This window comes from Kitasatospora sp. NPDC004531 (assembly GCF_053602195.1).
Genome location: NZ_JBSGDD010000043.1, coordinates 37,340 through 55,632, shown reverse-complemented (window position 1 = coordinate 55,632; position 18,293 = coordinate 37,340). Strand labels below are relative to the sequence as shown.

18 protein-coding genes are annotated in these 18,293 nt (G+C 70.3%); 11 read left to right on the top strand and 7 right to left on the bottom strand.

All coding sequences use genetic code 11. The annotated features are described in order from the left end of the window. Positions 1 to 46: 46 nt before the first annotated feature. Both ACWEMJ_RS18935 and ACWEMJ_RS18930 read right to left on the bottom strand, forming a co-directional pair. Complete coding sequence (locus tag ACWEMJ_RS18935) at positions 47 to 1,009, bottom strand: zinc-binding dehydrogenase (protein ID WP_452138197.1); 963 nt, start codon at positions 1,007 to 1,009, stop codon at positions 47 to 49. 244 nt (positions 1,010 to 1,253) lie between these two features. Next, positions 1,254 to 2,447: an NAD(P)-dependent malic enzyme gene (locus ACWEMJ_RS18930; RefSeq protein ID WP_452138196.1), complete on the bottom strand. Its 1,194-nt coding sequence runs from the start codon at positions 2,445 to 2,447 to the stop codon at positions 1,254 to 1,256. A 580-nt stretch (positions 2,448 to 3,027) separates the two neighbouring features. Between ACWEMJ_RS18930 and ACWEMJ_RS18925 the strand changes: the two genes are divergently transcribed. The 5 genes from ACWEMJ_RS18925 (at position 3,028) to ACWEMJ_RS18905 (ending at position 7,831) form a co-directional block, all read left to right on the top strand. Then, positions 3,028 to 3,963, top strand: a complete 936-nt coding sequence (locus ACWEMJ_RS18925; RefSeq protein WP_452138195.1) for an ABC transporter substrate-binding protein — start codon at positions 3,028 to 3,030, stop codon at positions 3,961 to 3,963. 303 nt (positions 3,964 to 4,266) lie between these two features. Then, positions 4,267 to 5,211 carry an ABC transporter substrate-binding protein gene (locus ACWEMJ_RS18920; RefSeq protein WP_452138194.1) on the top strand — a complete coding sequence of 315 codons (945 nt, stop codon included), beginning with the start codon at positions 4,267 to 4,269 and terminating at the stop codon, positions 5,209 to 5,211. 125 nt (positions 5,212 to 5,336) lie between these two features. Further along, a complete protein-coding gene (locus ACWEMJ_RS18915) occupies positions 5,337 to 6,209 on the top strand; it encodes an amino acid ABC transporter permease (RefSeq protein ID WP_452138193.1) in 873 nt (290 codons plus the stop codon). Between the two features lie 41 nt (positions 6,210 to 6,250). Next, positions 6,251 to 7,003, top strand: a complete 753-nt coding sequence (locus ACWEMJ_RS18910; RefSeq protein ID WP_452138202.1) for an amino acid ABC transporter ATP-binding protein — start codon at positions 6,251 to 6,253, stop codon at positions 7,001 to 7,003. Between the two features lie 228 nt (positions 7,004 to 7,231). Beyond that, the gene (locus ACWEMJ_RS18905; RefSeq protein ID WP_452138192.1) at positions 7,232 to 7,831 is read left to right on the top strand and encodes a CGNR zinc finger domain-containing protein; all 600 of its coding nucleotides are present in this window, start codon (positions 7,232 to 7,234) and stop codon (positions 7,829 to 7,831) included. Between the two features lie 7 nt (positions 7,832 to 7,838). Here ACWEMJ_RS18905 and sodX read toward each other — a convergent pair whose 3' ends face one another. Continuing rightward, a complete protein-coding gene (gene sodX, locus ACWEMJ_RS18900; RefSeq protein WP_452138191.1) occupies positions 7,839 to 8,246 on the bottom strand; it encodes a nickel-type superoxide dismutase maturation protease in 408 nt (135 codons plus the stop codon). A gap of 104 nt (positions 8,247 to 8,350) precedes the next feature. Between sodX and sodN the strand changes: the two genes are divergently transcribed. From sodN to ACWEMJ_RS18880, 4 genes are all read left to right on the top strand, one after another. After that, entirely contained in the window at positions 8,351 to 8,746 is a 396-nt protein-coding gene (gene sodN / locus ACWEMJ_RS18895) for a superoxide dismutase, Ni (protein ID WP_043915979.1), read from the top strand. Between the two features lie 215 nt (positions 8,747 to 8,961). Then, positions 8,962 to 9,441: an N-acetyltransferase family protein gene (locus tag ACWEMJ_RS18890; RefSeq protein ID WP_452138201.1), complete on the top strand. Its 480-nt coding sequence runs from the start codon at positions 8,962 to 8,964 to the stop codon at positions 9,439 to 9,441. A gap of 173 nt (positions 9,442 to 9,614) precedes the next feature. Then, entirely contained in the window at positions 9,615 to 10,028 is a 414-nt protein-coding gene (locus tag ACWEMJ_RS18885) for an ATP-binding protein (protein ID WP_035865865.1), read from the top strand. A gap of 37 nt (positions 10,029 to 10,065) precedes the next feature. Then, the gene (locus ACWEMJ_RS18880) at positions 10,066 to 11,043 is read left to right on the top strand and encodes an RNA polymerase sigma factor SigF (protein WP_452138190.1); all 978 of its coding nucleotides are present in this window, start codon (positions 10,066 to 10,068) and stop codon (positions 11,041 to 11,043) included. A gap of 64 nt (positions 11,044 to 11,107) precedes the next feature. Here ACWEMJ_RS18880 and ACWEMJ_RS18875 read toward each other — a convergent pair whose 3' ends face one another. After that, a complete protein-coding gene (locus ACWEMJ_RS18875) occupies positions 11,108 to 11,527 on the bottom strand; it encodes a hypothetical protein (RefSeq protein ID WP_452138189.1) in 420 nt (139 codons plus the stop codon). Between the two features lie 51 nt (positions 11,528 to 11,578). Here ACWEMJ_RS18875 and ACWEMJ_RS18870 point away from each other — a divergent pair, with 51 nt between their 5' ends. Both ACWEMJ_RS18870 and ACWEMJ_RS18865 read left to right on the top strand, forming a co-directional pair. After that, complete coding sequence (locus tag ACWEMJ_RS18870; RefSeq protein ID WP_452138188.1) at positions 11,579 to 12,550, top strand: diacylglycerol/lipid kinase family protein; 972 nt, start codon at positions 11,579 to 11,581, stop codon at positions 12,548 to 12,550. Positions 12,551 to 12,894: 344 nt separating this feature from the next. Next, the gene (locus ACWEMJ_RS18865) at positions 12,895 to 13,146 is read left to right on the top strand and encodes a WhiB family transcriptional regulator (RefSeq protein ID WP_014138019.1); all 252 of its coding nucleotides are present in this window, start codon (positions 12,895 to 12,897) and stop codon (positions 13,144 to 13,146) included. A gap of 317 nt (positions 13,147 to 13,463) precedes the next feature. On the opposite strand, the gene ACWEMJ_RS18860 is transcribed toward ACWEMJ_RS18865, so the two are convergent. The 3 genes from ACWEMJ_RS18860 to ACWEMJ_RS18850 all read right to left on the bottom strand — a co-directional run bounded on the left by ACWEMJ_RS18860 (position 13,464) and on the right by ACWEMJ_RS18850 (position 18,072). Then, positions 13,464 to 14,984, bottom strand: a complete 1,521-nt coding sequence (locus ACWEMJ_RS18860; RefSeq protein ID WP_452138187.1) for a sensor histidine kinase — start codon at positions 14,982 to 14,984, stop codon at positions 13,464 to 13,466. A gap of 559 nt (positions 14,985 to 15,543) precedes the next feature. Beyond that, positions 15,544 to 16,602, bottom strand: coding sequence for an SIS domain-containing protein (locus ACWEMJ_RS18855; RefSeq protein WP_452138186.1), 1,059 nt, complete (start codon positions 16,600 to 16,602; stop codon positions 15,544 to 15,546). Between the two features lie 165 nt (positions 16,603 to 16,767). Continuing rightward, positions 16,768 to 18,072 (bottom strand): extracellular solute-binding protein, encoded by a 1,305-nt coding sequence (locus ACWEMJ_RS18850; protein WP_452138185.1) that lies wholly within the window; start codon positions 18,070 to 18,072, stop codon positions 16,768 to 16,770. Between the last annotated feature and the right edge of the window lie 221 nt (positions 18,073 to 18,293).

Below are 18,293 nucleotides of genomic sequence, written 5' to 3'. Positions count from 1 at the left end.
GACCCGAGGGGCCCCGACAGGACGGGTCGGGGCCCCTCGTCCGCCCTCAGGGCGTGAGCACCAGCTTGCCGAACACCTGGCCGCGCTCCAGCTGCTCGAACGCCGAGCGCGCCTCCGCCAGCGGCCGCACCGAGTCGATCACCGGACGCACCCCGGAGTTCGCGCACAGCGCCAGCAGGCCGGCCAGCTCCTCCTTCGAACCCATCGTCGAACCGACCACCTTCAGCTCCAGGAAGAAGATCCGGTTCAGCTCGGCGGACTTCGGGCTCGGCCCGCTGGTCGCCCCCGAGATCACGATCGTCCCGCCCGGACGCAGCGACTTCACCGAGTGCGACCAGGTCGCCGCGCCCACCGTCTCCATCACCGCGTCGACCCGCTCCGGCAGCCGCGCGCCGCTCTCGAACGCCGCGTCCGCGCCCAGCTCGACCGCCCGGGCCCGCTTGGCCTCGTCCCGGCCCGTCACCCACACCCGCAGCCCGGCCGCCTTCGCCAGCACCACCAGCGCCGTCGACACCCCGCCGCCGGCGCCCTGCACCAGCACCGTGTCACCCGGCTTCACCCCCGCGTTGGTGAACAGCATCCGGTACGCCGTCAGCCACGCCGTCGGCAGGCACGCCGCCTCCTCGAAGCTCAGCTCCTTCGGCTTCGGCAGCAGGTTCCACGTCGGCACCGCGACGCGCTGCGCGAACGTACCCTGGTAGCGCTCGGTCAGGATCGACCGCGGCTCGTCCGGCCCCACCCCGTGGCCGCTCTGCCCCAACACCGAGTGGATCACCACCTCGTTGCCCTGCTCATCGACGCCGGAGGCGTCGCACCCCAGGATCATCGGCAACCGCTCGGCCGGCAGCCCCACGCCCCGCAACGACCACAGATCATGGTGGTTGAGCGTGGCGGCCTTCACCGTCACCACACTCCACCCCGCCCGCACCTCCGGCTCGGGCACCTCCCCGAGCTCCAGCGCGCTCAACGGATCGTCAGGACTGATACGGGCGGCATACGCAGCAAACATGGCCGGGACCATACAGCTCTAAAGGGTGCGAAACCAGGGAGAGCACAACCGCGGGCGCGTGGGGGTACCTCCCGGCCCGCTAGGGCTGGGGGAGAACTGCGCGAAGGGGAACGCACCCGTCCGCAAGATCGCGGCGCAGGACGATGACCTGCACTTGATCGCGACCTTGCGGACGGGCCTTGCGCTTGTCGCGCAGTTCCCCGCGCCCCTGTCTTCGCGCCCGCCTGCGTTTCGCTCCCTGGCGTCAGACTCGCGCGAGCCCCTCCGCCTTCGCCGCCTCCGCGACCGCGCGGGTGACCGCCGGGGCGACCCGCTCGTCGAACGGGGACGGGATGACCTTCTGCGGGGTCAGCTCGTCCGCGACGACGCCCGCCAGGGCCTTCGCGGCGGCGAGCTTCATGCCCTCCGAGATCCGGCTCGCCCGGACGGACAGCGCGCCGGCGAAGATGCCGGGGAAGGCGAGCACGTTGTTGATCTGGTTCGGGAAGTCGGAGCGCCCGGTGGCGACGACCGCCGCGTAGCGGTGGGCGACCTCGGGGTGGATCTCCGGGGTCGGGTTGGCCATCGCGAAGATGAAGCAGCCGGGCGCCATGGTGGCGACGGCCTCCTCGGGCACGGTGCCGCCGGAGACGCCGATGAAGACGTCCGCGCCGTTCAGGGCGTCCGCGAGGCTGCCCTTGAGGCCGGTCCGGTTGGTGAGCGCGGCGATCTCCGCCTTGACGTCGGTGAGGTCGCCGCGGCCCTCGTACACCACGCCGCGGCGGTCGCAGACGGCGACGTCGCCGATGCCGGCGGCGACCAGCATCTTGGCGATCGCGATGCCGGCCGCGCCGGCGCCGGAGATGACGGCCCGCAGGTCGCCGATCTCGCGGCCGGTGACCTTGGCGGCGTTCCACAGCGCGGCGGTGCTGACGATCGCGGTGCCGTGCTGGTCGTCGTGGAAGACCGGGATGTCGAGGCGCTCCTGGAGCTGCTTCTCGATCTCGAAGCAGCGCGGCGCGGAGATGTCTTCGAGGTTGACGCCGCCGAAGGACGGGGCCATCCGGACCACGGTCTCGACGATCTCGTCGACCTCGGTGCAGGCCAGCGCGATCGGGACGGCGTCCACCCCGCCGAACTGCTTGAACAGGATGGCCTTGCCCTCCATGACGGGCAGCGAGGCCTCCGGGCCGATGTCGCCCAGGCCGAGGACCGCGGTGCCGTCGGTGACGACGGCGACGGTGTTGGCCTTCCAGGTGTAGTCGTTGACCAGCTCGGGCTTCTCGGCGATGGCGGTGCAGACCCGGGCGACGCCGGGGGTGTAGGCGAGGGACAGGTCGTCCGCGTCGCGCACCGGGACGGTGGCCCGGATCTCCATCTTGCCGCCGCGGTGCAGCGCGAAGACGGCGTCGACCGGGTCGTCCGTGCTCTGGGTTTCGGTGATGATCTCCGCTGCCACAATGACCTCTTCGTCATATCAGCGAAGGCGCGCATCCGACGGACTTCGACCCGTTCGCGCGCCGATGCGCGAAGACGGGCACGCCGTCGCTCGGCGTACCCGTGGCCGGGTCGGGGCGCTGCCGTCGGGCGGGCGCCCTCGGGTGAGGGTTTTCGGTGTTCTGCGCTTTTCGTCGGGACGCCGGCTTCGCACCTTGCCGCCGGGTCCGTCTTGTTCCGCGTGGCCCCCCAAGCGAGGGGTCCGCAGGCACTCGCAGGAGTGAACGCAGACACGTGAAGGAGCTGGTGCCTCGGATACGGAGCCGGTGACGGCTTCCGTTCCTGCGCACCCCCGGCCCTGTGGCGAACCGGCGGTCTGAGTTCTGCGTCGGGGGTCACCCGATACCAGATTCTGACACACCCGCCACCGAGGTCGTCCGGGAGGGATGGCAGTATCCGGTGTTCGACCACCGTTGTCCGGACGTTCCCCCGCCTTTCCGGTGCCGTCCGGATCTCCCCCACCGCCTGCGCGGTCGCGCACACCCGCGCGCGCCCGCGTACCGCGGCGGGGCCCGCACCACCTCTCCCACAGGAGCTCCGTCATGTCGTTCACCCCCTCCTCCCGCTCCACTGCAAGACAGCGGCTCGCCCTCGTCGCGGCGGCCGGGTCGCTGCTGCTGACCGCCTGCGGCAGCGCGGCCTCGTCCTCCTCGGACGGCTCGGCCGGCCCCGACCTGCACGGGCAGCTGCCCGACCCGGTGCGCAGCTCGGGGGTGCTGCGGATCGGGACGGACCTGAGCTACGCCCCGATCGGGTTCAAGAACGCGGAGGGCAAGCCGGACGGCCTGGACGTGGACCTGGCGAACGCGCTGGGCAAGGTGCTGGGCGTGCGCGTGGAGTTCACCCAGGTGCCGTTCGAGCGGCTGTTCCTGGGGTTGCAGGGCCGCGAGTTCGACGTGGTGATGTCGGGGGTGACCGACAACCTGCAGCGCCGCGAGGGCACCGACGCCAAGGGCATGAAGATGAACTCCGGCGTCGATTTCGTGGACTACTTCGTCACCGGCACCTCGATCGTGGTGCCCAAGGGCAACCCGCAGAAGATCTCCACCCTGGACGACCTGTGCGGGCGGACGGTGGCGCTGCAGCGCGGGACCGTGCAGGCGGTGCTGGCGGAGCGTCAGGCGGGGGTGTGCGAGAAGTCGACCCGCAAGAAGCTGACGCTCCAGCAGACCGACACGGACGACCAGGCGCTCGCGCTGGTGGCGCAGGGCAAGGCGGCCGCGAACCTGAGCGACACGCCCGCCGCGGCGTACGCGGCGCAGCAGGGGCGCGGTGGGGCGCAGTTCCAGGTGACGGGTGAGCAGATGCAGGCGGGGCCGTACGGCATCGTGCTCTCCAAGGAGGACACGGTGCTGCGGGACACCCTGGTGAAGGCGCTCGACCGGGTGATCCGCAGCGGCGACTACGACAAGATCCTCTCTAAGTGGGGCCTGTCCGCGGGGGCAGCGCAGAACGCGGTGGTCAACGGCGGCTTCTAGCGCCGCGGTGGGAGGCGGGGCCCGGGCCGGTGGCGGTCCTGGGCCCCGTCGGCCGCATAGTGCATACTTATGCGCCATGTGACATGGCCAGGCAAATGGTCCGAATAGCGGACACATGGTGGTCCTGTTATCCGATTTTGATCTGATCCGAGGCCCGATCGGCCGTGCACGGTGGCAGGATTCCCCACACATCGGATCCACCTGTCACCTCGGCGGAGGGTGGCGAGAGCACCGACCCCGCTGTACCCGCACCGCTCCCCCCGGCGGCGCAGACCGTCCGACTCCCAGGAGGAGATCCCCCTCATGACCGCTCGTACCCCGCGCACCCGGCTGATCGCCGCGGCCGCCGTCCTCGCGACCGGCTCCCTGCTCCTGACCGCCTGCGGCAGCAGCACCAGCTCCTCCGGCTCCACCGGTGCCGCGGGCCCCGCGGCCATACCGACCCAGGCCATCGCGGCCGCGTCCGCCGACCCGGCGCTGGCCGCCCTGCTCCCGGCCGACGTCAAGTCCTCGGGCAAGCTGGTCGTCGCCGCGGACGCCTCCTACGCGCCCAACGAGTTCAAGGACGAGAGCGGCAAGATCGTCGGCATGGACGTCGACCTCGCGGTGGCCATCGCCCAGAAGCTCGGCCTGACCGCGGACGTCCAGAACGCCGACTTCACCTCGATCATCCCGGGCATCACGTCGAACAAGTACCAGCTCGGCATGAGCTCCTTCACCGACACGAAGGAGCGCGAGCAGACCGTCGACATGATCACCTACTTCACCGCGGGCTCCGCCGCCGCCGTGAAGAAGGGCAACCCGGCCAAGATCGACCCGAAGGACCTGTGCGGCAAGAAGGTCGCGGTGCAGACCGGCACCACCCAGGCCGACGAGGTCAAGGACGTCCGCAACCCGGAGTGCGTCAAGGCCGGCAAGCCGACCATCCCGAACGACGGCGACAAGTTCACCCTCCAGACGGACGTCACGCAGTCCCTGATGTCCGGCCGCGAGCAGGTGATGCTCGCCGACTCCCCCGTCATCGACTACGCGCTGAAGCAGACCGGCGGCCAGCTGGAGAAGATCGGCGACACCTACGACTCCGCCCCGTACGGCGCGATCGTCAACAAGGGCAGCGAGCTGGCCAAGGCCGTCCAGGGCGCGATCACCGCGCTGATCGCCGACGGCACCTACAAGGCCATCCTCGACAAGTGGGGCGTCGCCGCGGGCGCCGTCACCACCTCCGAGATCAACGCCGCCAAGAGCTGACCCCCTGCCGCCCGAGCCCCTGACGAGGTAATCACGTGAACAAGACCGACCAGGGGTCGGTGACATCGGGACGGCCTGAGGCCATCAAGGCCGTCCCGGTCCGCCACCCCGGACGCTGGGTCGGAATGGCGGTCATCGCCGTCCTCGCGGCGATGCTGCTGCACACCCTCATCTACAACCCCGCCTTCATGTGGGACGTGGTCTGGAAGACCATGCAGGACCGGACCGTCCTCCACGGCGTCTGGGTCACCATCGAGCTGACCGTGCTGTCGATGGTGATCGGCGTGATCGGCGGCGTGCTGCTGGCCGTGATGCGGCTGTCCGGCAACCCGGTGCTGTCCGGCACCGCCTGGTTCTACATCTGGATCTTCCGCGGCACCCCGCTGCTGGTGCAGCTGGTGTTCTGGAACAACATCGGCTTCCTGTGGCCGAAGCTGTCCATCGGCATCCCGTTCGGCCCGGCCTTCTTCTCCGAGGAGGCCAACACGCTGGTGCCGGTGTTCACCGCCGCGCTGCTCGGCCTCGCGCTGAACGAGGCCGCGTACATGGCGGAGATCGTCCGGGCCGGCATCCAGTCGGTGGACGAGGGCCAGACCGAGGCCGCGCACGCGCTCGGCATGTCCCGGGCCGCCACCATGCGCCGGATCGTGCTGCCGCAGGCGATGCGGGTGATCGTCCCGCCGACCGGCAACGAGACCATCTCGATGCTGAAGAACTCCTCGCTGGTGCAGGTGATCGCGCTGGTCGAGCTGTTCACCGCCGGCCACGACATCTACGCCCGCACCTTCCAGACCATCCCGGTGCTGATCGCCGTCTCCATCTACTACCTGATGATGACCTCGGTCATGACGGTCGGTCAGTACTACATCGAGCGGCACTACGCCCGGGGCGCCAACCGGACCCTGCCGCCCACCCCGATCCAGCGGCTGCGGGCCCTGCTCGGCGGCAGGAGCACCCCCAAGCCCGCCCCGGTGACGGAGGAAGGGAACCAGCCATGACCGACCTGACCAAGCCGCCGGTGGCCGTGGACGACCGTCCGATGGTCAAGGCCGAGGGCGTGCACAAGTCGTACGGCCAGGTCGAGGTGCTCAAGGGCATCGACCTGGAGGTCAAGCAGAGCGAGGTGTTCTGCCTGGTCGGCCCGTCCGGCTCCGGCAAGTCCACCTTCCTGCGCTGCATCAACCACCTGGAGAAGATCAACGCCGGCCGGCTGTACGTCGACGGCGAACTGGTCGGCTACCAGCAGCGCGGCGACCGGCTCTACGAACTGAAGGACCGCGACGTCGCGCTGAAGCGCCAGGACATCGGCATGGTGTTCCAGCGGTTCAACCTGTTCCCGCACATGACCGCGCTGGAGAACGTCATCGAGGCGCCGGTGCAGGTCAAGAAGGAGAACCGGGCCGCCGCCAAGGAACGCGCGATGGCCCTGCTGGAACGGGTCGGACTGGCCGACAAGGCCGGCAACTACCCCACCCAGCTCTCCGGCGGCCAGCAGCAGCGCGTCGCCATCGCCCGGGCCCTCGCCATGCAGCCCAAGCTGATGCTCTTCGACGAGCCCACCTCGGCGCTCGACCCCGAGCTCGTCGGCGACGTGCTGGACGTCATGCGGGGCCTGGCCGAGGACGGCATGACGATGATCGTGGTCACCCACGAGATGGGCTTCGCCCGCGAGGTCGGCGACGCCCTGGTCTTCATGGACGGCGGCGTCGTCGTCGAGTCCGGCCACCCCCGCGAGGTCCTCACCAACCCGCAGCACGAACGCACCCGGGCCTTCCTCTCCAAGGTCCTCTGAGACAGGGAGAGCAACCCAGGGGCGCGGGGAACTGCGCGAAGCGGAAGGCACCCGACCGCAAGATCGCGACGCAGGACAATGACCTGCACGTGATCGCGACCTAGCTGACGTGCACTCCCCTCCCGCGCAGTTCCCCGCGCCCCCGTTTGTGCTCCCACTCGCCCCCGCACCCAGCTGTAATACCCTGGAGTCCTTAGGCCCGTTACATCCCGCCTCGGAAGGACCCCCGTGGAGCTCGCCTCGTACGCCGACTTCGCCGTCCGGCTGGTCAACAGCGAGGAGCCCGACCGCGGCACCGACGAGCTCAGCTCGGTGGACGCCGTCCGGGCCCTGTTCGGCAGCACGTCGGCCCGCGCGTGCGCCCTCGCCGACGAGTCCGACCTGCCCCGGCTGCGCGCCGTTCGGACCCGGCTGCGCGGGGTGTTCGAGGCCGCCGCCGAGGGCGAGGCCGTGCGCGCCGTCGATCTGCTGAACAGCCTGATGGTGGAGTACCCCGTCAGTCCGCTGGTCTCCGGCCACGACGACCTGGACGACACCGGCCGCCCGAACTGGCACCTGCACCTGGCCGACAACGCGCCGACCGCAGCGGCCAATTACGCCGCGGTGGCGTGCATGGGGCTGGCCATCCACCTCACCGAGCTCGGCGTCGACCGGCTCGGCATCTGCCAGGCGTCGCCGTGCCGCAACGCCTACCTGGACACCTCCACGAACCGCTCGCGCCGCTACTGCTCTGACCGCTGCGCCACCCGCGCCAATGTCGCCGCCTACCGGGCCCGCAAGCGCCAGGAGGCGCAGCGCGCGCAACTCGCCGCCGCCGCACAGGACTGAGCGGTCGTCAGAGCTCGGTCTCCAGTGGTGCGCTGACGCCCAGCCGCTCGGCCAGCCGGGCCGGGCGGCCGTGCAGCAGTCGTTCGAGCCGGGGGCTCGGGGCCAGCCAGGCGGGCCGGGGCGCCAACCGCAGCAGGACCCGGCCGAGCACCAACTCGTCCGGTACGGCGCCGAATTCACGGCTGTCGGTGCGTACCAGCGGATTGTCGGACAGCATCCACCAGCCGCCCGGCCGGCGGCCCGCCGCGCGTTTCACCACCAGCAGGTCCTGCCGCAGCGGGTGCCGGAACAGCGCGATCGCGCCGGGCCGCAGCGGCGCGCCGTAGCGCACCAGCACCCGGTCGCCGTCGGAGAGCAGCCTGCGCATCGACGGTCCGGCGATGTCGGCCACGCCGAGCGGTGTCCCATATCGCACGATTCCAACTCCTTCTTTTGCCCTAGGCCCCCGGGGCGACGGCGAATTCGGCCCGTCGTGAGGGTAATGTCGGGCCCGGGAAGACGATCTAAGGAAGGACCCCCATGTTCTCTCGTCTGTTTGCTCCGCGGGTCACCGCCCACGCTCACTGCGACCTGCCCTGCGGCGTGTACGACCCGGCCCAGGCCCGCATCGAGGCCGAGTCCGTGAAGGCCACTCAGGAGAAGTACCAGGCCAACGAGGACCCGCACTTCCGGGCTCGCGCGATCGTCATCAAGGAGGAGCGCGCCGAGCTGGTCAAGCACCACCTCTCGGTGCTGCACACCGACTACTTCAAGGCCCCGCACTTCGAGGCGTACCCGGGCCTGCACGACCTGTTCAACCGTGCCGGCAAGGCCGCTTCGGCCGCCAAGGCGTCCACCGACCCGGCCACCGGCCAGGCCCTGCTGGACCTGATCGCCGAGATCGACGCCATCTTCTGGGAGACCAAGAAGGCCTGACGCTCCGCGAATCGAGCGCCTGCCGGAACCCGGCCGCCACTGCCCCCGCCCCGGGGCCCGGCGGCCGGGTTCCGCGTTGTGCGGCCCGGCCGGGGCGGGCCGTGCTCCGTGCGCCGTCCGGCCCCGGGTTTTCCCGGGGTTCTCCCGGGCATACAGCAATTTCCCGGGCGACGGGGCTTTCCGGAAGGAGGGGGGAGATGAGTACGCTCGATCGTATGATCCGCACCGCGACTCCCGCCGACGTCCCCGTCATCCACGCCATGATCCGCGAGCTCGCCGACTACGAGAAGGCCCTGCACGAGGCCCGGGCCACCGAGGAGCAGCTGCACGACGCGCTGTTCGGCGAGCACCCGGCGCTGTTCGGCCTGATCGCCGAGGACGAGTCGGGCGAGCCGGCCGGTTTCGCGCTGTGGTTCCGCAACTTCTCGACCTGGCGCGGCACTCACGGCGTCTACCTGGAAGACCTGTACGTCTCCCCGGACAAGCGCGGCGGCGGCCACGGCAAGGCGCTGCTCACCGAGTTGGCCCGGATCTGCGTGGAGCGCGGCTACCACCGGCTGGAGTGGTCGGTGCTGGACTGGAACGAGCCGTCGATCGGTTTCTACAAGTCGCTGGGCGCTGTCCCGATGGACGAGTGGACGGTCTTCCGGCTCACCGACGACGCGCTCGCCGAGCTGGGCTCCACGCCCCGCTGAGCGCAGTCCCGTTCGAACCCTGATCCCTCGTTCCCGTGACGGTGGACGGAGATCACGACAGACCGACCCCGGGCGCGGTAACGTCTCGGGGCACAAGGCAGTTGAACCGAATGCCAGTGGTGGTGCCGGGGCCTCCGGGCCTCCGAGCACCGAGCGTCACCCAGGAGGTGAGGGTGTCCCAGATCGACGGCGAGCCCGGAGTGAAGGACTTCGTTGAGGTCCGCCTGCCCGCGGCGGGCGCCTACCTCTCGGTGCTGCGGACGGCCACGGCCGGCCTCGCGGCACGGCTGGACTTCACCCTGGACGAGATCGAGGATCTCCGCATCGCGGTGGACGAGGCGTGCGCGATCCTGCTCCAACAGGCCGTTCCGGGCTCGATCCTGAGCTGCGAGTTCCGTCTGGTCGGCGACGCGCTGCGGGTCACCGTGTCCGCGCCGACCACCGACGGCCGCGCCCCGGAACGGGACACCTTCGCATGGACGGTGCTCTCCGCGCTCGCCGGTGAGGTGGACTCCGCGGTGGCCCCGGACAACACGGTCTCCATCAGCCTGCACAAGAAGCGCGGCGGGTCGCCCGGCCAGCCGTAGCCAGTGACGTGTTCTCGGAACGGAACGGGTGATCGCCGTGAGTGATCTGGACCGCACAGTTGCCGTCGTACCGCCGCAGGCGAGCATTGCCCGCACCGCCACCCCTGACGAAGCCCTCCCGAAGGACCCCAGCCGGATGAGCCAGCCGACCGACCCGAAGCCCGAGCGGCCCGCGGCCGAGCCCGAGGAGGGGGACGCCCCGGCGTCCGCCGCCGAGGCCGTCCGCTCGACCGTGCCGGCCCAGGGGCACCGCAGCGGCGCGCCCGACCGCGAGGCGGCCCGGGCCCTGTTCGTGCGGCTGTCCGAGCTGCCGGAGGGCTCGGCGGAACGGGTGGAGATCCGCAACCAGCTGGTCCGGATGCACATCCCGCTGGTCGAGCACCTGGCCCGTCGCTTCCGCAACCGCGGCGAGCCGCTGGACGACCTGACCCAGGTCGCCACCATCGGCCTGATCAAGTCGGTGGACCGCTTCGACCACGAGCGGGGCGTGGAGTTCTCCACCTACGCGACGCCGACCATCGTCGGCGAGATCAAGCGGCACTTCCGCGACAAGGGCTGGGCGGTGCGGGTGCCGCGCCGGCTGCAGGAGCTGCGGCTGTCGCTGACCACCGCGACCAGCGAGCTGTCGCAGCGGCACGGCCGCTCCCCCACGGTGCACGAGTTGGCGGAGCACCTGGGCATCTCCGAGGAGGACGTGCTGGAGGGCCTGGAGTCCGCCAACGCGTACTCCACGCTGTCGCTGGACGTGCCGGACAGCGACGACGAGTCGCCGGCCGTGGCGGACACCCTGGGCGCCACCGACGAGGCGCTGGAGGGCGTCGAGTACCGGGAGTCGTTGAAGCCGCTGCTGGCCCAACTCCCGCCCCGGGAGCAGAAGATCCTGGTGCTGCGGTTCTTCCGGAACATGACCCAGTCGCAGATCGCAGCCGAGGTCGGCATCTCCCAGATGCACGTCTCCCGGCTGCTGGCCCGCACCCTGGCCCAGCTGCGCGAGAAGCTGCTGGTCGAGGAGTAGCCGGCCCCGCACGCGCCGCAGGGCCCGTCCCCGTACCCGGGGGCGGGCCCTGCGTGCGGTGCGGCTACTGCTCGCCGTAGAGGACGGCGGTGACCCTCGGGTTGAGCAGCGCGACGATGCCGACCAGGCCGAGCACGGCGATCGCGGCGCCGACGGCGACCATGCCGCCGCCGGACTGCCACATGTAGTACGCGACCGGCAGGCAGATCGAGTTGGTGAGCACGGCGGGGCTGCGGCCCCAGCGCTGCCCGCGCAGCAGGGCGCGGCCGGCCAGCAGCGGCAGCAGGCCCATCAGCAGCAGCACGGCGCCGCCCATCTCGGTGCGGCCGAAGGCGGCGTCGTCCCCGAGGAAGCCGGAGATCAGGTCGTAGACCCCCCAGCCCGCCATCGCCGCGCCCTCCAGCGCGGTGATGCCCGCGCCGACGAGCAGCGGGACGGGCCGGTCGGGTGCGGAGGCAGCGGCGGGAGCGGTTTCAGCGGTCACCGGGCCAGGGTAACGGGAGTCCTACGCCGGGCGGGTCGTAGGCTGAGCGCCATGCGCGCTCTCCTGGTCGTGAACCCGAAGGCGACCACCACCAGTGGCCGGACCCGGGACGTCCTGATCCATGCCTTGCGCAGCGATCTGAAGCTGGACGTCGCGGAGACCCAGTACCGGGGCCACGCGGGCGATCTGGCCCGGCAGGCGACCGAGGACGGCGCGGTGGACCTGGTGGTGTCGCTGGGCGGCGACGGCACCGTGAACGAGGTCGTGAACGGCCTGTTGGCGCACGGGCCGGGCGAGCGGGTGCCCCGGCTCGCGGTGGTGCCGGGCGGTTCGACCAATGTGTTCGCGCGTGCGCTGGGGCTCCCGAACGATCCGGTGGAGGCGACCGGCGCACTCCTGGACGCGTTGGAGCACCGGCGGGAGCGCGCGATCGGTCTGGGCAAGGCGCTGACCAACGGTGAGCCGGACCGCTGGTTCACCTTCACCGCCGGACTGGGGTTCGACGCGGGGGTGGTCGGCCGGGTGGAGCGCCAGCGCAGGGCGGGGCGCAAATCCACTCACGCGCTCTATGTCATGGAGGCGCTGCGGCACTACGTCACCGAGCGTGAACACCGTCGTTCGGGCCCGATCTCGCTGGAGATCAGCGGCCGCGAGCCGGTGCCGGGCATGGTGATGGCGATAGTCTCCAACACCTCTCCGTGGACTTTTCTGGGCTCCCGTCCGGTCTTTCCGTCCCCCTCGGCCTCGTTCGAAACCGACCTGGACATCTTCGGCATCACTCGAATGACGGCGTTCCGCACCGCCCGGACGGTCCGTCAGATCCTGCGCCCGCAACCCTCCGCGGAGGACGGCGCACGCCCCGCCGGCCCGTCCGGGAAGCATCTCGTCTCCTATCACGACGTCAGGCACTTCACCTTGGTTTCACAGGAACCGGTGCCGTTTCAGGTCGACGGGGACCACCTTGGAGACAGGAGTCGCGTCAGTTTCACAGGCGTACGACGGGCACTGCGTGTGATTGTGTGACCAGAAGGGGGTCTTGGCCTTGCACTCGAACGTGCGAGCCCCTTCACTCCATAGAAGTACCGCCTGTGAGGTAGGCGACACCGAAGAATCAAAAATTTCTTGCCGAAGGGGGTTGTATCCGGCTTCGAGGTTTGCGAACCTCTACATGGCGATCGGGACACACCGCAGACGACATCGCGGCAGAGTCCCTCGAATCGCCGAACCCCTCTCAGCAAAGACCTCCCGGGCCCGGTGGGCCTTTGGTCCCTTTTGCTGTTGCGGGATTCGTGAAAGCGTTCACATTCACAAGCCATTCGAGTGAGTCGCAGGCCACCACACCTGTCGACCGGAGGAGTTGGACGACCATGGACTGGCGCCACCGCGCTGTCTGCCGCGAAGAGGACCCGGAGCTGTTCTTCCCGATCGGGAACACCGGTCCTGCTCTGCTGCAGATCGAGGAAGCCAAGGCCGTGTGCCGCCGTTGCCCCGTCATGGAGCAGTGCCTGCAGTGGGCGCTCGAGACCGGCCAGGACGCCGGCGTCTGGGGCGGCATGAGCGAGGACGAGCGTCGTGCGATGAAGCGCCGCGCCGCCCGCAACCGCGCCCGCACCGCCTGACGCGGCATCAGAAGCAGTACGGATCAACCCACGATCAAGGGTTCGGCCGCATTCGGCCGGCCGAGCCTTCCCGAACGGGCCCCGCTCCCATCGCGGGGCCGACGACGCGAGCCGCCCAGGCACTTGATACTGTTCACTTAGAGCAATATTGTGGACCTGAGGCGCTCACCGTGTGCAACACACCGGGCGGGCGTCGCGCCACACCAGAGCCCCCGTTCCGGCCGACTCCCCCCGACGGCCGGACCGGGTTGAGAGGCCCTGCCGACCCACCCCCCCCGGTCGGCAGGGCCTCGTTTCGCTCTCCGGCCGGCCCGCGCTCAGCGGACCGGGATCTCCAGCACCACCTTGGTGCCGCCGCCCGGCGCGGCCACCATGTCGAAGGTGCCGCCGAGTTCGCCGGTGGCCAGGGTGCGGACGATCTGCAGACCGAGATTGCCGGCCTGCTGCGGGTCGAAGCCCTCCGGCATGCCGCGGCCGTCGTCCTGCACGGTGATCAGCAGGTACTCCTCCGGCCGCGTCCCGCTGTTCCAGCTGTCCGACCAGCCCTTGCCGCTCACCGGGGCGCGCCCGCGCAGCGCGCTCACCTCCAGGTTGCCGGAGGCGGACGGGCCGAACGCGTGCTCCAGCGCGTTCTGGGTCAGCTCGGTGAGGATCATCGCCAACGGCGTGGCCACCTCGGCCGACAGGATGCCGAACGAGCCGCTGCGGCGGGCCGACACCCGGCCGTCCTGGGACAGCTCCATCACCATCGCCAGCACCCGGTCGGCGATCTCGTCGAACGCCACCTGCTCGTCCAGCGCCTGCGACAGCGTCTCGTGCACGATGGCGATCGAACCGACCCGGCGCACCGCCTCGTCCAGCGCGGCCCGGCCGGCGTCGGAGTCCATCCGGCGGGACTGCAGCCGCAGCAACGCCGCGACCGTCTGCAGGTTGTTCTTCACCCGGTGGTGGATCTCCCGGATGGTGGCGTCCTTGGTCATCAACTCGCGGTCCCGACGCCGGAGTTCGGTGACGTCGCGGCAGAGCACCAGGGAGCCGGTGGGCGTCCCCTTGGGCTTCAGCGGGATGGTCCGCAGGGTCACCACGCCGCCCTGCGCCTCCACCTCGGTCTGCCGGGGCGCCCAGCCGCTGGCCATCTTCACCATCGCCTCGTGCACCTTGCCGCGGCTCGGCGGCACCAACTCGGCGGTGGCCTGGCCGAGATGACTGCCCACCAGGTCGGTGGTCAGGCCGAGCCGGTGGTACGCCGACAGCGCGTTCGGGCTGGCGTACGTCACCACGCCCTCGGCGTCCAGCCGGATCAGGCCGTCGCCGACCCGGGGCGCGGCGTCCATGTCGGTCTGTTCGGCGCCCGGGAACGGGAAGGTGCCGGCGGCGATCATCTGCGCCAGGTCGGACGCGCTCTGCAGGTAGGTGAGCTCCAGCCGGCTCGGGGTGCGCACCGTCAGCAGGTTGGTGTTCCGGGCGATCACGCCCAGCACCTTGCCCTCCCGTCGCACCGGGATGGACTCCACCCGCACCGGCACCTCCTCCCGCCACTCCGGATCGCCCTCCCGGACGATCCGGCCCTCGTCGTACGCCGCGTCCAGCAGCGGCCGGCGGCCGCGGGGCACCAGGTGGCCGACCATGTCGTCCTGGTACGAGGTGGGGCCGGTGTTGGGCCGCATCTGGGCCACCGAGACGTAGCGGATGCCGTCCCAGGTGGGGATCCACAGCACCAGGTCGGCGAAGGACAGGTCGGAGAGCAGCTGCCACTCCGAGACCAGCAGATGCAGCCACTCCACGTCGGCACCGGTGAGGGTGGTGTGGCGGCGGACGAGTTCGTTCAGCGAGGGCACACCGTGAGCGTATCCCCGACCGCTCCGGGCCACGTTGTCCAGACCAATCGCGCCGGGCCTCTGGACAACGCGGATTGGTCTAGTCCACAATAAAAGTGCACCAAGGAGAGGCCCCCCGCGCAACTGCCCTGACCGCGCGAGGCCCCTCCGAGGTCGGAGGCGTCGTTCGAGAGTCCCGCACAACTCTCGGCCGGTCCCCGCCTCCGACATACAGCTCCGGGCTGCGGTGCCGCACAGGTTGAGGGTCCTGTGTCGGCGCCGTGGCCCGTAGTGTTTTCCGAAGGATTGTGCGGACGCGAAAACAGGGGCGCGTGGGGGCACCTCCCGGCCCGCCAGGGCTGGGGGAGAACTGCGCGACAAGCGCAAGTCACGTCCGCAAGGTCGCGATCACGTGCAAGTCATTGCCCTCGTCGCGATCTTGCCCTCGGACACGTTCCCCTTCGCGCAGTTCCCCGCGCCCCTGGTTTCGCACCCTCCCGCGCCCCTGGTTTCGCACCCTTCCGCAAACGCACGGCCGCCCCCACCCCGCAGGGTGGAGGCGGCCTTCGCGCAGCAGGTCTCAGTGGGTCTCGGTGACCTTCGCCAGCGCGCGCGGCGCGTCCGGGTCCTGGCCGCGGGCGATGGTGACCTCGTAGGCGAGGAGCTGGAGCGGCAGGATCTCCAGGATCGGCTGGACCTCCTCGGGCACCCCGGCGGGCAGGGCGAAGCCGGCGCTCGCGGCGTCGACCTGGTCCTGCTGGCCGACCACCACGAGGTCCGCGCCGCGGCCGCGGAGGCGGTCGAGGACGGGCTGGAGGGCCTCGCCGCCGCGGCCGTCGGGGACGATCGCGATGACCGGGGAGACGTTGTCGACCATGGCCAGCGGGCCGTGCAGCAGGTCGGCGCCGGAGAACGGGGAGGCCGGGATGTAGGTGGTCTCCATGAGCTTGAGCGCCGCCTCGCGGGCGGTCGGGTAGCCGTAGCCGCGCGAGGTGATGACCAGGCGCTGGGCGAAGCGGTACCGCTCGGCGAGCGCCTTGACCTCGGCCTGGCGGGCCAGGATCCCGGCCGCCAGCTCCGGCAGCACCTTCGCCGCGGAGCCGTCGTTGCCGCGCAGGCCCTCGACGAAGAGGTACAGCGCGAGCAGCTCGGCGGTGTAGGTCTTGGTGGCGGGCAGCGCCTTCTCCGGCCCGGCCAGCACGTCGATGTGGAACTCGGAGACCTCGGCGAGCGGCGAGCCGGCGTTGTTGGTGACGGCCAGCGTGATCGCGCCGGCCTCGCGGGCGGCCTTGGTGGAGGCGACCAGGTCGGGCGAGCCGCCGGACTGGCTGACGGTGATGACCAGGCAGTCGGTGAGGTCCGGCTTGGCGCCGTACGCGGTGGTGGTGGACATCGAGGTGAGGCCGGCGGGCTTGCCGAGCAGGACCTCGATCAGGTACTTGGCGTACAGCGCGGCGTTGTCGGAGGTGCCGCGGGCGGTGAGCAGGACGAACCGCGGGTTGCGGGCGGCGATCTGCGTGGCGATCTCACGGATCGCGGGCGCACCCTCGTCGAGGATGCGCTGCAGGACGGCCGGCTGCTCGGCCATCTCCGCCGACATGATCCTGCCGGGTACGGAAACAGTCTGCGGGTCGGACATCGGGGTGTGCCTCCGTGGAGAGATGGTTCTCACCCGTGGGGCGGGACGCCCGACGGGGACCTCTGGAACGGCGGCGAGTCCGCACCCTCGCTGCGTGGAACTGTGCTGTGCCGATCCTACGTGGACCGGGCACCGCGCGTCGGCACCCGGTCCGTCGGAATCGGATCAGGACGGGTTGTTGATCAGCTGGTCGATCTGCGCGTCGGCCTCCTTGGTGGCGTCCTCGACGCTCTTGCCCTTGAAGATCGCGTCCAGCATGTTCACCAGGACGTTCTGCTTCTCGACCGCGCCCCAGCCGGGGGCGGCCGGGGTGAACCAGGCGTCCTGGACGGCGTTGGCGGCGGCGGCGGTGGCGGGCTTGTTCTTGAGCGGCGCCAGCTGGGTGAGGTTGTTGGGGAGGGTGTCCTTGTCGGCGAGCACCTGCTCGGACTTGGTGCTGGTGAACATCTTGATCCAGTCGGTGGCCGCCGCGGCGTTCTGCGACTTGGCGGTGACGGCCAGGTCGGAGCCGCCGATGAAGGAGGGCAGCGGCTTGCCGTTCGGGCCGGGCATGGTGACGATCTTCAGCGAGTCCTTGAGCGCCGGGGTGCCGGTGATCGGGGCGACGGCGTCGCTCAGCTCCCAGCCGTTGGCGTAGATCAGCGCGGCCTTCTCGTGGCCGAGCACGCCGGCCTGCTTGGCCTCGTTCACCTTGAGGTCGCCCTTGTTGTACGTCCGCACCAGGTTGACGAAGTGCTGGAGGCCGGCCTGCGACTTGGGGTCGTGCAGGGTGCCGTGCCAGATGCCGCTGGAGTCGAACTTGGCGATCGAGCCGCCGAACGCGGTGACGTAGGACATCGCGGCGTACCAGTACGGGCCGGGCAGGTAGAGCGCGGAGAAGCCCGGGACGCTCTTGTTGCGCTGGGCCACCTTGTCGAGCGCGGCGGTCAGTTCGTCCTCGGTCTGCGGGAGGTCCGCGGAACCGGTGGCGTCCTGGAACATCTTCGCGTTGTAGACGCCGACCCGGGCGCCCGCGTAATAGGGGACGCAGTAAAGCTTCTGGTTGTACGTACAGGTGTCGGCGAGACCCTTGATCCAGTTGTCGGAGTTGTCGAAAAGGGTCCGGTCGAGTCCGGCCAGCGCGCCGTTGACCATGTACTTGGTGGTCTCGGTGTTTCCGAGCTCGACCACGTCGGGGGCCTGGTTGGCGGCGATCGCGGCGTCCAGCTCGGCGATCTTGTCCTTCCAGCTGTGGTAGCTGAGCTTCAGCTGCACGTTGGGGTACTTGGCCGCGAACTCGTCGTTGACCTGCTGCACCAGCTCCGGCCAGCTCTTCTGGGCGTCGTCCATCAGCCACACGGTGACCGTGCCGGTCACGTTCTTCGGGTCGATCGCGCCGGCGGGAGCGGCCGATGTGCCGTCGGACGAGCAGCCGACGGCGGTGGCCAGCAGCGCGGCGGTGCCGAGCGTGGCCAGAACCTGACGCTTCACGCGAATCCTCCGAAATAGGTGCGGGGAGGTCTGCGCGGGTGGTACAGACCAGCTTTTCGGATACTGGCCCAGACCAATTGCCGGGTCAACGCGCGTGATGGTTACAACTCACGCTTGTTGTCGATCCGTTGCTGATTCTGCCCCGATCACGTCAATACCTCGGTGGGTATGCCGCTTAAGGCTCACTTAAGGTGCCCTTCAGGCCACGTTGAGCAACCGGA